We start from the raw sequence: 12,724 nt of genomic DNA, 5'->3' as shown, positions 1-12,724 counted from the left end.
TCCCGGCTGGCCAAGGTCCGGACAACGTTCCCGTACGTGCTTAGGCTGCCCCTGTGACACGGCCTGGCCAGGGAGCGGGAGACCTCGACAGCGCCTCCGCCGCGCCGCTGCACCCGGCGGCGCGGGAGGTCCTGCTCGCGGCCCTCGAGCGGGGGTACGCCGACCCGCGTCGGCTGCACCGCGCCGGCCGGGAGTCACGCCTGCTGCTCGACAACGCGCGCGAGGCGACGGCCGACGCGCTGGGCGTGCGCCCCGACGAGGTCACCTTCACGCCCAGCGGCACCCACGCCATGCACCTCGGCCTGCTCGGGCTGGTCCGCGGCTCCCGGCGCGGCGACGTGGTGGTCCACCCGGCAGTCGAGCACTCCGCCGTGCGGCACGCCGTGGCGTGGGGCGCCCGGGCCCGGGTGGTCCCGTGCGGGAGGGACGGCCGGGTCGACGTCGCCCGCCTGGTCGAGGAGGCAGCCGCCCCCGATGTGGGCGTCGTGGCGCTGCAGACGGCCAACCACGAGGTGGGCACGACGCAGCCGGTCGGGGAGCTCGGGCTGCCGGACGACGTCCCGCTCTTCACCGACGCCTGTGCGGCGATGGGGCGGCTCCCGCTGCCCTCCGGCTGGGCCGCGGCCGCCGGCTCCGCGCACAAGTGGGGCGGCCCGGCGGGGGTGGGCGTGCTGCTGGTGCGCAAGCGCGCCCGATGGCGCAACCCGTTCCCCGGCGACGACCGCGTCGACGAGCGGTCCACCGGCTTCGAGAACGTGCCCGCGGTCCTCGCGGCCGCCGCCGCGCTGCAGGCCGTGGTGGCCGAGCGCACCGAGGTCAACGCCCGCCAGCACGAGCTCGTCGACGTCGTACGCCGACGGGTGGCGGCGGAGGTGCCGGACGTCGAGGTGGTCGGCGACCCGGACCGGCGGCTCCCCCACCTGGTCACCTTCTCGTGCCTCTACGTGGACGGGGAGGCGCTGGTCACCGAGCTCGACCGCCGTGGCTTCGGGATCGCGAGCGGCTCGGCCTGCACCGCCTCGACCCTGACCCCGAGCCACGTGCTCGAGGCCATGGGTGTGCTCACCCACGGCAACGTGCGGCTCTCGCTCCACCGCGACACCACCCGCGCCGACGTCGACGCCTTCTGCGAGGTCCTGCCCGGGCTGGTGGCCGAGATCCGGGCGCGGGTGGGCCTGTGAGCGCCGACCCGGTCCCTGACGTCGCGCTCGAGCTGGACTGCCGTGCCCTGCCCTGCCCGATGCCCGTCATCGAGCTCGCCCGCCACCTCGCCGACGTCGAGGTCGGTGCACTGCTGGCGGTCGTCGCCCACGACCCCGCAGCGGCGGTCGACGTGCCGGCGTGGTGCCGGATGAAGGGCCAGGACTACGTGCGCGCGGACACCGCCGACGACGGCGCCCCACGCCACGTCGTACGCCGCGTCAGCTGACGCCGGACCCCCGGGCATCTGTGGGGCGCTGGGGGCGCTGGGCCCTCAGGGCCGGATGGTCTCGAGGTGCGGCTCGAAGTCGGCAACGGCCTCGTCGCCGTAGGTGGCCGCGCAGCGCGCGAGGAACGCCGCACGCGAGATCTCGTACTCCTGGGTGCCGACCTGCTCCACGACGTAGACCGCGAGCAGGCAGCCGAGCTGGGCCGCGCGCTCGTGGCCGAGGCCCCAGCTGAGCGCGGCCAGGAAGCCGGCGCGGAAGGCGTCGCCCACGCCGGTGGGCTCGACCTTCTCGATCTCCGGCACCGCCTGGACGACGATCGATTCCTCGCCCTGACGGTCGATGCGGACACCGGCGGGGCCGAGGGTCACCACCCAGGTGCCGACGCGGGAGAGGACCTCCTCGGCGCTCCAGCCGGTCTTCTGCGTGATCAGGCTGGCCTCGTACTCGTTGGAGAACAGGATCTCGGCGCCGTCGACGAGGGGACGGATCAGGTCGCCGTCGCCGAAGGCGAGCTGCTGCGACGGGTCGGCGAGGAAGGGGTAGCCGCGCTGGCGGCACTCCTCGGTGTGGCGCAGCATCCCCTGCGGGTCGTCGGGGCCGATGAGGACGTAGTCGGGGGCGCCGACGCGGTCGATGATCGGCTTGAGCTCGATCTCGCGCGACTCGCTCATCGCGCCGGCGTAGAAGCTGGCGATCTGCGCGTGCGCGCTGTCGTTGGTGCACACGAACCGGGCGGTGTGCCGGGTCTCGGAGACGTGCACGGAGTCGCAGTCGACGTTGTGCCGCTCCAGCCACGAGCGGTACTCGGCGAAGTCCTCGCCGACGGCACCGACGAGCACCGGGCGCAGGCCCAGGTTGCCGAGGCCGAAGCAGATGTTGGCGGCGCAGCCACCGCGGCGCACCTCCAGGTCCTCGACCAGGAAGGACACCGACAGCTTGTCGAGCTGGTCCACGACCAGGCTGTCGGCGAACTTGCCCGGGAAGGACATCAGGTGGTCGGTCGCGATGGATCCGGCAACGAGGAGGGACACGCCGCGAGACACTACCTCCCGGTACGCCTCCGGATACGCATCAGTAGCCCCTAGCGTCGACCTCATGACGACGTCGCGACACCCCGCACACCTGGTCCACGACGAGCTGGGCACGCCCGCGGAGCTGGCCGCCGACTGCGAGGAGGCCGGGCGCAACCTGCGGCTCGGCTCCCCGCTCGAGCGTGCCGCCCGGGCCGCGGTGACGGCACCGCCGAGCCTGCGCTTCGAGGACTACCCGGCAGAGGTCGGCAAGCGCGAGATCCGGGTCTCCGACGCCGCCGCCCGCCTGGCCAACGCGCTGCACCTGCACCTGGACTGACGCCTGACCGGCACGCCACCCACGTACGACGAAGGGCCCCAGCCGGGTGGCTGGGGCCCTTCGTCATGGTGCGTCAGGTCTCGACACGCGGGTCGTGACCTCGCTCAGTGGAACGAGTCGCCGCAGGCGCAGGACCCGGTCGCGTTGGGGTTGTCGATGGTAAAGCCCTGCTTCTCGATGGTGTCGACGAAGTCGATCTCGGCACCGTTGAGGTAGGGGACGCTCATCCGGTCGACGACGACGGTCACGCCGTCGAAGTCGGTCGTCACGTCGCCGTCGAGGGTCCGCTCGTCGAAGAAGAGCTGGTAGCGCAGGCCCGAGCAGCCACCGGGCTGCACGGAGATGCGCAGAGCCAGGTCGTCGCGACCCTCCTGCTCCAGGAGGCTCTTCACCTTGCCGGCGGCGACAGCGGAGAGGTTGATCTGGTCGGTGCGGCGCTCAGTGGTCTCGACCTGCTCGGTCATCTCATCACTCCAGGAAGTCTCGGGGTACTGCAGGTTCCAATGGTCGCACACGCGGGGTTATTCCCCACGGCGGCCGCGGGTTCGGGCGGTCCGCCTGCCCGCCTTCCTTCCCGCGCCGACTGCCTGCCGCCGGGGGTGGCGGCACATCGCGGGTTGAACCGGCCGTTCGAGGCGATCTGCCGCCACCCTGGACGGGCCCTCGGAAAGGTGGCGGCACATCGCGGCGCCGACCGGCCCTTCCAGGGGATCTGCCGCCACCCTCACGCCGTACGACGTCGCACGGGCGCCGCAGGGACGCGTGCGAGGAGCGCCGCCCGGCCGGCGGGGGTGAAGAGCGAGTCACGCAGGAGCGCGTGCCACAGCCTGATCCGCGCGGGGTCGTGCGGCCGGTCGAGCGCCCGGTCGGCGTCCTCGAGGATGGTCACCGCGCGGTGGATGACGTCACCCGCCGTGTAGCCGCGACGCGTGAAGCCCTGCCTCTCGATACGGCGGTCACGTCGCCGGTCCTGCACCCGTCGGGGCGCCTTCTCGTGCTCGTCCCCGTCGAACTCGTGCAGCGCCGTCGTGCCGCACAGCCACAGGTCCGCGGCGGCGACGAAGACGCCGTCGCCGTCCGTCAACGTCCACTGGGGCTCGACGTCGATCCCGCACGAGACGTGCACCAGCCTCAGCAACGACTCCCAGAGCGACTGCGAGCGTCCGTCCACCAGGATGAGCGCCTCCCGCAGTCGACGGGCGCCCGGACGCCTCGTCGCAGCCACCTCACTGAGCTCCTCCTCGGCCACGAGCTCGAGCTGGAGGGCCGCGTCGACCATCGCCACGAGGTCGATGAGCCCGACCCAGCGGCCGGCTGCGGCAAGCGCCTCGGCGACGACGGCGACCCGCAGACCGCGCTGAATGGCGTACGGCACCGGGCGCACGTGCCGGCTGGTGTGGACGCCGCGACGCAGCGGTCGCGGGTCGTCCTTCCCGAGTGCCAGGAAGACCGGGCACTCGGCGGGCAGCGGCGGATGCGGGACGCCCCAGACCTCGAGGGCCGTCAGACCGGTGAACGCTCCGTCGTCGGTCAGGAGCAGCTGCCAACCGGCGAGGTCGTCCTCGTCCCAGAACGGTGGGTGCTCGACGGGGTCAGGCGCCGTCGCGCCACGGTGGATCCCGTAGGTGACGTGAGCCCACTCCCGGCCCCGGCGGTGTCCCCTGACCGGCTCGCTCGATCCCATGACCGCAGGTTGAGGCCGTCAGGGCGGTCTCCGCCCATGTCGCTGGTCGAGCCTGGGGACTGCCGGGTGTCGGGGTCACCTGTGGACTCCCGGTGGCTCGCCCCCGGCGAAGGTGGCGGCAGATCACCGATCGACAACCCCGCCACACGCAATGTGCCGCCACCATGCCGGGTGACGGCCGTCGCCCCTCGTGAAGGTGGCGGCAGATGACCGATCAGCACCCCGGCCAGACGCAATGTGCCGCCACCCAGCAGCGGCGGGCGGCGGGCGGAGGGCGAGGGCGGAGGGCGGAGGGCGGAGGGCGGAGGGCGGAGGGCGGCGGGCGGAGGACGAGGACGAGGACGAAGGACCCCCGTCCCTCAGCGCGACCACGTCCGCGCCACCCGCTGCGCGAGGTCGGTGAGGGCCTCGGCGGGGGCGGCGAAGGCGCGCTCCTCCCCGACCAGCTCCACGACGGAGTACGCCGACTCGATCCCGAGGGCGCGCATCTCGCGTGAGCCCACCAGGACCTGGCCGGCGAGCGCGATGCAGGGGCGCAGGGCCTCGGAGGCCACGCCGGCCACGCCGTAGGGCACCTTGCCGGCGCGGGAGGAGAAGTCGAAGGCGCCCTCCCCCGTCACCACCAGGTCCGCGCGGCGGGCGCGCTCGGCCAGCGAGACCGCGTCGGTGACGAAGCCGATGCCGGGCTCGCGGGTCGCACCGAGCACGAGCAGGGCGTAGCCGATGCCGCCCGCGGCGCCCGCGCCCTTCTCGAGGGACGTACGCCGGTCCGTGGCGGCGGCGAACCCCTCCAGCCAGCCGTCGACCTCGGCGATCCGGTCCTCGCCGACGCCCTTCTGCGGCCCGTAGGTCTTGGTGGCCCCGAAGAGCCCCGTGAGCGGGTTGTCGACATCGCTCGCCGCGACGAGCGTGACACCGGCCAGCCGCTCCCGGGCGCCCGCGAGGTCGACCTCGGACACGGAGGCCAGTCCGGCCGCGCCCCGGTCCAGCGTGCCGTCGGAGGTCGCGCCGAGGGCGGCCAGCAGGCCGGCTCCGCCGTCGTTCGTGCCCGAGCCGCCCAGTCCCACGACGACCGTCCGCGCGCCGCCCTCGACGGCGGCCAGCACGAGCTCGCCGACGCCCCTGCTGGACGCCGTCTCGGCGTCGCCGTCGACCAGGTGCGGCCCGACCGCCTGCGCGCTCTCGACGTACGCCGTCCCCGCCACGCGCAGCACGACGGCGGGAACCGAGGCCCCGTGCGGGCCGGAGACCGTCACGGCGGAGAGCTCACCTCCGAGCGCGGCGTGCAGGACGTCCACGAACCCGGGTCCGCCGTCGGCCATCGGCGCCAGGTCGAGGTCGTCGTGGGGTGACTGGCGGCGCCACCCGGTGGCGATCGCCTCGGCCGCCTGCACCGCGGTGAGGGTGCCGGCGAACTTGTCGGGGGCGATGAGGACACGCATGGCGGCCATGATCCAGCACCGCCCCCGCTGCCCCGGTTCCGGCATGCTTGCGGCATGACTCTCGATCCCATCGTCGCGGAGGTCACCGTGCCGGTGACGACCACCGAGGCCTTCGTCGGCTTCACCGCCCAGATGGGCGAGTGGTGGGACCCCATGCTGACCCCCGACCCGGCCGCCTACACCGGCATCGCGATCGATCCCGACGGGCCCGTGGCGAGCGTGCACGGCGACGAGCAGTACGTCTGGGGCCGGGTCGTCGGGTGGGACCCGATCGGCCGCTACACGCAGGAGTTCTGGCTCGGCCACGCCGAGGAGGAGCCGACCACTCTCGACGTCACCTTCACCGACACGCCCGAGGGGACACTGGTCCACCTCGAGCACCGCGGCTGGACCGAGGGCAGCGAGGACGTGCGCGCCACGTACACCCACTGGGACGACCTGCTCCGCCGCTACGCCGCGCACGTGTCGTGACCGCACCCGTCATCCGGCCGATGCGCCGCGAGGACCTCGAGGACCTCGCCGACATCACGGCGACCAGCTACTACGAGGTCGACGCCCGGACCTACCAGCGCGCCTGGCCCGACCCCGTGCGCCGCCCGGCGTCCCGCAACGGGCACTGGCTCCACCGGACGGGGCAGGCGCTGGTCACGGACCCCGGTGGGTGCTGGGTCGCGGAGGTGGACGGGGCCGTCGTGGGTGGTGCGGTGTCACGCGTCCGCGAGCTCATGTGGATCCTCGCGTCCTTCGCCGTCCGGCCCGAGCACCAGGGGCAGGGCATCGGCGCCCAGCTGCTCGCGGCGGCCATGCACCACGGCCGTGGGTGCCTGCGCGGCATGTTCTCCGCCAGCGCCGACCCCGGCGCCGTACGCCGCTACCGGCTGGCCGGCTTCGACCTGCACCCGCAGATGATGCTCACCGGGGTCGTTGACCGCGACGCCATCCCGGTGGTCGAGCGTGTCCGCGAGGGCACGGCGAGCGACATCGACCTGATGGACTCGGTCGACCGGCGCACCCGCGGCGCCGCGCACCTCTCGGACCACGAGCTGCTGCTCGCGCAGTTCCGCCTGGTCGTCACGGACCACTCGACCGGCTCGGGCTACGCCTATGTCGACGACGACGGGGTGCCGGTGCTGGTCGCGGCCACCAACCGGCGTACGGCCGCCCGGCTGATGTGGGAGGCGCTGGCCTCGACCCGCCCCGGGTCACAGGTGTCGGTGCAGCACGTCACCGCCGCCAACGCCTGGGCCCTCGACGTCGGGCTGGCGGCGCGGCTCGCGATCCACCAGAGCGGCTACCTGTGCCTGCGCCGGATGAAGCCGCCGGTGCCCTACCTGCACCACGGCAGCCTCCTCTGAGGACGCGCTAGCCGCCCGAGCCCGGCTCGAGGCGTGCTCCGGCCGCGATGTCGAGGTCGACCCGCGAGTCGCGCCCGACGAGCACGAGGTCCTCGTCGCGAGCCCGCCTGCGCGACGACTCCGAGCCGACGGTCGTCCGGCGCACGACCTCGCAGCGCTCGTCCAGGATGGCGGTGCGCACGACCGCGCCGGCGCGGATGACGCAGTCTTCCATCACGACGCTGTCGTGGACCTCGGCGCCCTTCTCCACCACGACGCCCGGCCCGAGGACGCTGCCGACCACGAGGCCGCCGACGTCCGCACCCGGCGACACCACGGAGTCGCGGCACTCGCCGGACGCCCGTACGCGCGCGGCGGGCCGGTCGGGCCAGTGCGAGATCACCGGCCGGCCGGGGTGGTCGAAGACGTCGACCCGGCCGGCGAGGAGGTCGCGGTGGGACTGGAGGTAGAGCGACGGCTGGCCGACGTCGCGCCAGTAGCCGGTGAGCGGTACGGCCCTGGCCCGGCCGGTCTCCACGAGTCGCGGCAGCAGGTGCTCGCCGAAGTCGCCGATGCCGCTGTCGCCGTCCTCGTCGCCGGAGAGCTCGCGCCGCAGGTCCTGCAGCACGCCAAGGAGCACCTCGGTGTCGTAGAGGAAGATCTCGGTCGCGACCGTGCCGCCCGAGGGGCGCGCCGGCTTGTGCTCGACGCCGGTGATGGTGCCGTCCTCGTCCGCCAGCACCACGACGTTGTCGGAGGCGTCCCGCTTGGCCACCTCGCTCGTCAGCACGGTCGCGACGCGACCGGAGGCGACGTGCTCCTCGATCACGGGCGCGAGGTCCATGTTGAACACGTGGTCGGCGCTGCACACCGCCAGCGTGCGCGCACCGAAGGACTCGATGTCGGCCGACATCCGCAGCAGCAGGTCTCCGTTGCCGTGGGCGAACCCGCTCTCGGTCGCCGGGCCGGTCCCGGTCTGCGGCACGATGCGGCGGAAGCCGCCGCGGTTGCGGTCCAGGCTCCACGGCCGCCCACCGGAGAGGTAGTCGTCGATGGAGGTGACCTGGTACTCCAGCGAGACCCACACGTCGGAGAGGTCCGCGTGGACCAGGCCCGACAGCGCGAAGTCGATCAGCCGGTGCACCCCGCCGAAGGGCAGCGCCGGCTTGGCGCGCTCCCGCGTCAGCACGTCCATCCGGGACCCCTGGCCGCCTGCCTGCACCAGGGCGAGCACTTCTCCGCGTCGTGACATACCCCCAGCCTGCCAGCACAGGGGCTCCGGCCGGGTCCCCTCTTAGGATGGCGCCATGAGCATCGTCGACCTGCCGCTCCTCCCCCTCGGCAAGGGCCGCGACCTCGACGCCGAGCGCGGCGTGGAGTGCCCGGGGGACCTGCCGGCGGCCTCCGACCCGGACCTGGTCGCCCGGGCGCGCGCGGCCAAGGAGGCGCTGGGCGAGCGGGTGTTCGTGCTCGGCCACCACTACCAGCGCGACGAGGTCATCCAGTTCGCCGACGTCACCGGTGACTCCTTCAAGCTCGCCCGCGACGCCGCCGCGCGACCGGACGCGGAGTTCATCGTCTTCTGCGGCGTGCACTTCATGGCCGAGTCGGCCGACATCCTCACCTCCCCCGCCCAGCAGGTGGTCCTGCCGGACCTCGCGGCCGGGTGCTCGATGGCCGACATGGCCCGGCTGCGCCAGGTCGAGGACGCCTGGGACGCCATGGCCGACGCCGGCATCCAGGACAGCGTCGTGCCGGTGACCTACATGAACTCCAGCGCCGACATCAAGGCGTTCTGCGGCCGCAACGGCGGCGTGGTCTGCACCTCCTCCAACGCCGACGTGGCGCTGGAGTGGGCGTTCGACCAGAAGGCCGGCCTCGCCGACGGGGCCAAGGTCCTGTTCCTGCCCGACCAGCACCTCGGTCGCAACACCGCCGTGCTGCAGATGGGCATCGCGCTCGACGAGTGCGTCGTGTGGGACCCCCAGCAGCCGGGCGGGGGCCTGAGCGCCGAGGAGCTCCAGCGGGCCCGGATGATCCTGTGGAAGGGCCACTGCTCGGTCCACGGCCGCTTCTCCGAGGACGTCGTCGACGAGCTGCGCGCCCAGCACCCCGGGATCAGGGTGCTGGTGCACCCGGAGTGCAAGCACGAGGTGGTGCTGAAGGCCGACCTCGTGGGGTCGACCGAGTTCATCATCAAGACGATCGAGGCCGCCGAGCCCGGCACCGTGTGGGCCATCGGGACGGAGCTCAACCTCGTCAAGCGGCTCGCGGACGCCCACCCGGACAAGACGATCGTCTTCCTCGACCGCAACGTCTGCTACTGCTCCACGATGAACCGCATCGACCTGCCGCACCTCGTGTGGGCGCTCGAGAACCTCGTCGCGGGCACGGTCGTCAACCGGATCGTCGTGGACCCCGAGACCGAGGCGGACGCCCTGGTGGCGCTGCAGCGCATGCTCGACCTGCCGGGCAAGTCCCACCGCGACTGACCCACCGGACCAGGGGACGCACCGATGACGGCACTGCGCAGGATCAGCGACTCCGAGCGTCGGAGCCGGATCGGCGTACGCCACGCGCTGGCGCCCGCGCACCGGCTCGACAGCGTCCTCGCGGTCACCCGGGCGATGACGGTGCTCCACGCCACGGAGGCGGCGACCGTCCACCTCGCCGTCGCAGCCCGCTCCAAGGGCCTCGCCCCGCAGGACGTCGACGCCGCGCTCCACGACGAGCGCTCGGTCGTCAAGCAGCTGGCGATGCGACGGACGCTGTTCGTGTTCCCGCGCGAGCTGCTCCCCGCCGCCTGGGGCAGCGCGTCGGCGCGCGTCGCCACCGCCGAGGGCCGGCGCATCGCCAAGGCCATCGCCGCGGCCGGCATCGCCGAGGACGGTGAGGCGTGGCTCGCGGCGGCCCGCGACGCCACCCTCGCCCGGTTGGCCGCCGGCCCCGCCACCGCCGCCGAGCTGCGCGCACAGGTGCCCGAGCTCGCCGGGACGGTCGGTGGCGACTCGGGCAAGCCCTACGACCGGGCCGTGCCGGTGGCGCCGTGGGTGCTCACCCACCTCGGCCTGGAGGGCGCCGCGCTGCGCGGCCGCAACGCCGGGCACTGGCGGCTCAACAAGCCGACGTGGACCCGCGCGGAGGACTGGCTCGACACGGTCCCGGCACCGTTGGACGAGGCCGCCGGCTACGCCGAGCTCGTACGCCGCTGGCTGGGCACCTTCGGGCCGGGCACGGCGGCCGACCTGCAGTGGTGGCTCGGCTCGACGAAGACGGCCGTGACCCGGGCGCTCGCCGACCTCGAGGCGGTCGAGGTCGCCCTGGACGACGGCTCCAGCGGCTGGGTGCTGCCCGACGACACCGACGTGGGGCCGGTCGAGCCGTGGGCCGCCCTGCTGCCGACGCTCGACCCGACCGTCATGGGCTGGCGGTCCCGGGCCTTCTACCTCGACCCTGCCCACGTGCCCTACCTCTTCGACACCAACGGCAACGCCGGCACCACCGCGTGGTGGGACGGCCGCGTCGTCGGCTGCTGGGTGCAGGACGACGCGGGCGTGGTGCGCCTCTCCCTGCTCGACGACGTCGAGCCGGCCGGGCGGGACGCCCTCGACCGGGAGGCCGAGCGGCTCACCGCATGGCTCGACGGGACCGTGATCGGCAACGTCTACGCCTCGCGGCAGATGAAGCAGGCGAGGCTGCCCTAGCAGCCCCGGGGGTCCGTGGCGGGCTCGTCGTCGCCGGTGTCGAGCAGCTCGAACCAGAACACGGAGCCGCCGCCCTCGCGCCCGTCGACGCCCATCGTCCCGCCGTGCGCCTCGACGATGCGCCGACAGGTGGCCAGACCGATGCCCGAGCCCTCCACGCTCTTGTCGAGCCGCGCGAGCGGCGCGAAGACCCGCTCCCGCTTGTCGGGCGGGATGCCGCGGCTGCGGTCGCGCACCTCGATGCGGTGGTGCCCGTCGAGCGGGCGCGAGTCCACCTCGATCTCCGGGGCCTCCCCGTCGTCGACGAACTTCGCTGCGTTGTCGACGAGGTTCATCAGCACCGAGCGCAGCTGGGCGGCGTCGCCCCGGACGCGCGGCAGCGGACCGACCTGCACCCGCTCGCGGGCGACCCGCCCGGCGAGGTCGTCGAGCGCGGAGGACAGCTCGGCACCGAGGTCGACGACCGCGTCGCCGGGGGCGTCCCCCTGCGACGCGAACTCGAGCAGGTTGTTGATCAGGCCCGTCATCCGGTCGACGCCGCGGCGCGCCCGCGCGACCGTGTCGGCCTGGTCGGGCTCGGTGACGTCGAGCTCGAGCGTCTCGAGCGAGAGCGAGACGGAGGTGAGCGGGTTCTTGAGGTCGTGGCTGACCTGTCCCGCGAAGTGCGCGAGGCGCTCGTTGGAGGTGCTGAGGCGCGCGTTGGCCTCGCTCAGCCGCCGCGAGGCGAGCTCGAGCTCCAGCACGTCGACGACGCGGTCGGCGAGCTGTGCGAGCCCCTTGGCGGCCTCCGGGGTGACCTCGTGCGTCTCGTCGTCGTAGACGCAGAGCGTGCCGATGACGACGCCTGCGGGGGTCGTCAGCGGGTGGGAGCCGTAGAACCGCACGTCCGCCCGCTCACCCGTGGTCCAGGGGCTGTGGGACCAGCGCTCGTCCCTGCTGGCGTCCTCGACCATGACAGGGCGGCCGGACTCGACGACACGCCGGCACATCGACTCCTCGATCGGCATCCGCTCCGGGGGGAACCCCCGGGTGGCGATCGCGTGCTGGGACTCGGCGTCGAGCAGGTTGACGGCGGCGAAGGGCACGCCGGCGACCTGTGCCGCCAGGTCGACCAGGGCGCTGAGCTCGCGACGCGGTGGGGCGTCGACCACGCCGTACGCCGCGATCGCCTGCTCGCGACGTCGAGCCCCGTGGTCGTCGCTCACAGTCCCGGGGCCTTCCAGATCGCCAGCCACCGCTGCAGGTCGGGCTCCATCGGCAGCTCCTCTCCCAACAGGTCGCGCACGGACAGCTCGAGCAGCGTGTCACGGGACTGCTCGCCGGCGGGGGCGAACGGGTAGAACGTGCCCTGCTTGTAGAGGTAGGTCAGCCCGAAGGCCTGTCCCGAGGCGTTGCGGAACGGCACCATCGAGCACAGCAGGCCGCCTTCGAAGCCGTTGAGCTCCAAGGTGGTGTTGACGGCGTGCAGGTCGGTGCACAGCCCGGACATGTCGGAGGCGTCACCGGAGACGACGAGCCAGGTGAACCCGAAGTCGTCCTGGGTGACCGAGACCTCGGGCGCCTCGGCGTCGTCGCGGATCAGCGCGACCACGTCCTGCTGCGTCTGCGCGAAGGCCGCGCCGGCGGCGGAGCGGTAGCAGACCGAGCCGGAGCCGGTCGGCTCGAAGCCGAGGGCGGTCTGCAGCGTGATCGCCGCGCTCGGCACGAGGAACAGTGCGTCGAGGTTGTTGCGCTTGGGCTGCGTACGACCCCGCAGCGCCTCCCAGAGTCCCATCGGGTG

Annotated in this window: 14 protein-coding genes; 7 read left to right on the top strand and 7 right to left on the bottom strand. The window is 73.5% G+C overall.

The annotated features are described in order from the left end of the window. Positions 1-53: 53 nt before the first annotated feature. Together HN031_RS18830 and HN031_RS18825 are read left to right on the top strand one after the other, a co-directional pair. A complete protein-coding gene (locus tag HN031_RS18830) occupies positions 54-1,181 on the top strand; it encodes an aminotransferase class V-fold PLP-dependent enzyme (protein ID WP_172273950.1) in 1,128 nt (375 codons plus the stop codon). Beyond that, positions 1,178-1,429 (top strand): sulfurtransferase TusA family protein, encoded by a 252-nt coding sequence (locus HN031_RS18825; protein WP_322425503.1) that lies wholly within the window; start codon positions 1,178-1,180, stop codon positions 1,427-1,429. The genes HN031_RS18830 and HN031_RS18825 overlap by 4 nt, the downstream gene beginning before the upstream one ends. 45 nt (positions 1,430-1,474) lie before the next feature. Here HN031_RS18825 and HN031_RS18820 read toward each other — a convergent pair whose 3' ends face one another. Next, positions 1,475-2,461: a PfkB family carbohydrate kinase gene (locus HN031_RS18820; protein WP_172273947.1), complete on the bottom strand. Its 987-nt coding sequence runs from the start codon at positions 2,459-2,461 to the stop codon at positions 1,475-1,477. Positions 2,462-2,525: 64 nt separating this feature from the next. Here HN031_RS18820 and HN031_RS18815 point away from each other — a divergent pair, with 64 nt between their 5' ends. Further along, positions 2,526-2,780 (top strand): hypothetical protein, encoded by a 255-nt coding sequence (locus HN031_RS18815; protein WP_172273944.1) that lies wholly within the window; start codon positions 2,526-2,528, stop codon positions 2,778-2,780. Positions 2,781-2,884: 104 nt separating this feature from the next. Here HN031_RS18815 and erpA read toward each other — a convergent pair whose 3' ends face one another. The 3 genes from erpA to HN031_RS18800 all read right to left on the bottom strand — a co-directional run bounded on the left by erpA (position 2,885) and on the right by HN031_RS18800 (position 5,906). Further along, entirely contained in the window at positions 2,885-3,244 is a 360-nt protein-coding gene (gene erpA, locus HN031_RS18810) for an iron-sulfur cluster insertion protein ErpA (RefSeq protein ID WP_090971856.1), read from the bottom strand. 260 nt (positions 3,245-3,504) lie between these two features. Next, positions 3,505-4,464: a hypothetical protein gene (locus tag HN031_RS18805; protein ID WP_172273941.1), complete on the bottom strand. Its 960-nt coding sequence runs from the start codon at positions 4,462-4,464 to the stop codon at positions 3,505-3,507. 359 nt (positions 4,465-4,823) lie between these two features. Beyond that, positions 4,824-5,906 carry a glycerate kinase gene (locus tag HN031_RS18800; protein ID WP_172273938.1) on the bottom strand — a complete coding sequence of 361 codons (1,083 nt, stop codon included), beginning with the start codon at positions 5,904-5,906 and terminating at the stop codon, positions 4,824-4,826. A 54-nt stretch (positions 5,907-5,960) separates the two neighbouring features. Between HN031_RS18800 and HN031_RS18795 the strand changes: the two genes are divergently transcribed. Beyond that, entirely contained in the window at positions 5,961-6,377 is a 417-nt protein-coding gene (locus HN031_RS18795) for an SRPBCC domain-containing protein (protein ID WP_172273935.1), read from the top strand. Beyond that, the gene (locus HN031_RS18790; RefSeq protein WP_322425506.1) at positions 6,374-7,261 is read left to right on the top strand and encodes a GNAT family N-acetyltransferase; all 888 of its coding nucleotides are present in this window, start codon (positions 6,374-6,376) and stop codon (positions 7,259-7,261) included. Before HN031_RS18795 ends, HN031_RS18790 begins: the two co-directional genes overlap by 4 nt. Before the next feature lie 7 nt (positions 7,262-7,268). On the opposite strand, the gene HN031_RS18785 is transcribed toward HN031_RS18790, so the two are convergent. Further along, positions 7,269-8,492, bottom strand: coding sequence for a glucose-1-phosphate adenylyltransferase family protein (locus HN031_RS18785; protein ID WP_172273932.1), 1,224 nt, complete (start codon positions 8,490-8,492; stop codon positions 7,269-7,271). Positions 8,493-8,547: 55 nt separating this feature from the next. Here HN031_RS18785 and nadA point away from each other — a divergent pair, with 55 nt between their 5' ends. Beyond that, positions 8,548-9,732, top strand: coding sequence for a quinolinate synthase NadA (nadA, locus tag HN031_RS18780; protein ID WP_172273929.1), 1,185 nt, complete (start codon positions 8,548-8,550; stop codon positions 9,730-9,732). 24 nt (positions 9,733-9,756) lie between these two features. Next, on the top strand, positions 9,757-10,944 hold the full coding sequence (locus tag HN031_RS18775; protein ID WP_253943608.1) for a winged helix DNA-binding domain-containing protein: 1,188 nt from the start codon (positions 9,757-9,759) through the stop codon (positions 10,942-10,944). Here the strand turns inward: HN031_RS18775 and HN031_RS18770 are convergent. Continuing rightward, the gene (locus tag HN031_RS18770) at positions 10,941-12,149 is read right to left on the bottom strand and encodes a GAF domain-containing sensor histidine kinase (protein ID WP_172273926.1); all 1,209 of its coding nucleotides are present in this window, start codon (positions 12,147-12,149) and stop codon (positions 10,941-10,943) included. The two genes, HN031_RS18775 and HN031_RS18770, sit on opposite strands and share 4 nt — an antisense overlap. Further along, on the bottom strand, positions 12,146-12,718 hold the full coding sequence (locus HN031_RS18765; protein ID WP_172273924.1) for a hypothetical protein: 573 nt from the start codon (positions 12,716-12,718) through the stop codon (positions 12,146-12,148). Before HN031_RS18765 ends, HN031_RS18770 begins: the two co-directional genes overlap by 4 nt. Between the last annotated feature and the right edge of the window lie 6 nt (positions 12,719-12,724).

It is taken from the genome of Nocardioides sp. zg-1308, assembly GCF_013155375.1.
Classification (GTDB): domain Bacteria; phylum Actinomycetota; class Actinomycetes; order Propionibacteriales; family Nocardioidaceae; genus Nocardioides; species Nocardioides renjunii.
This window is presented reverse-complemented; position numbering and strand designations above follow the sequence as displayed.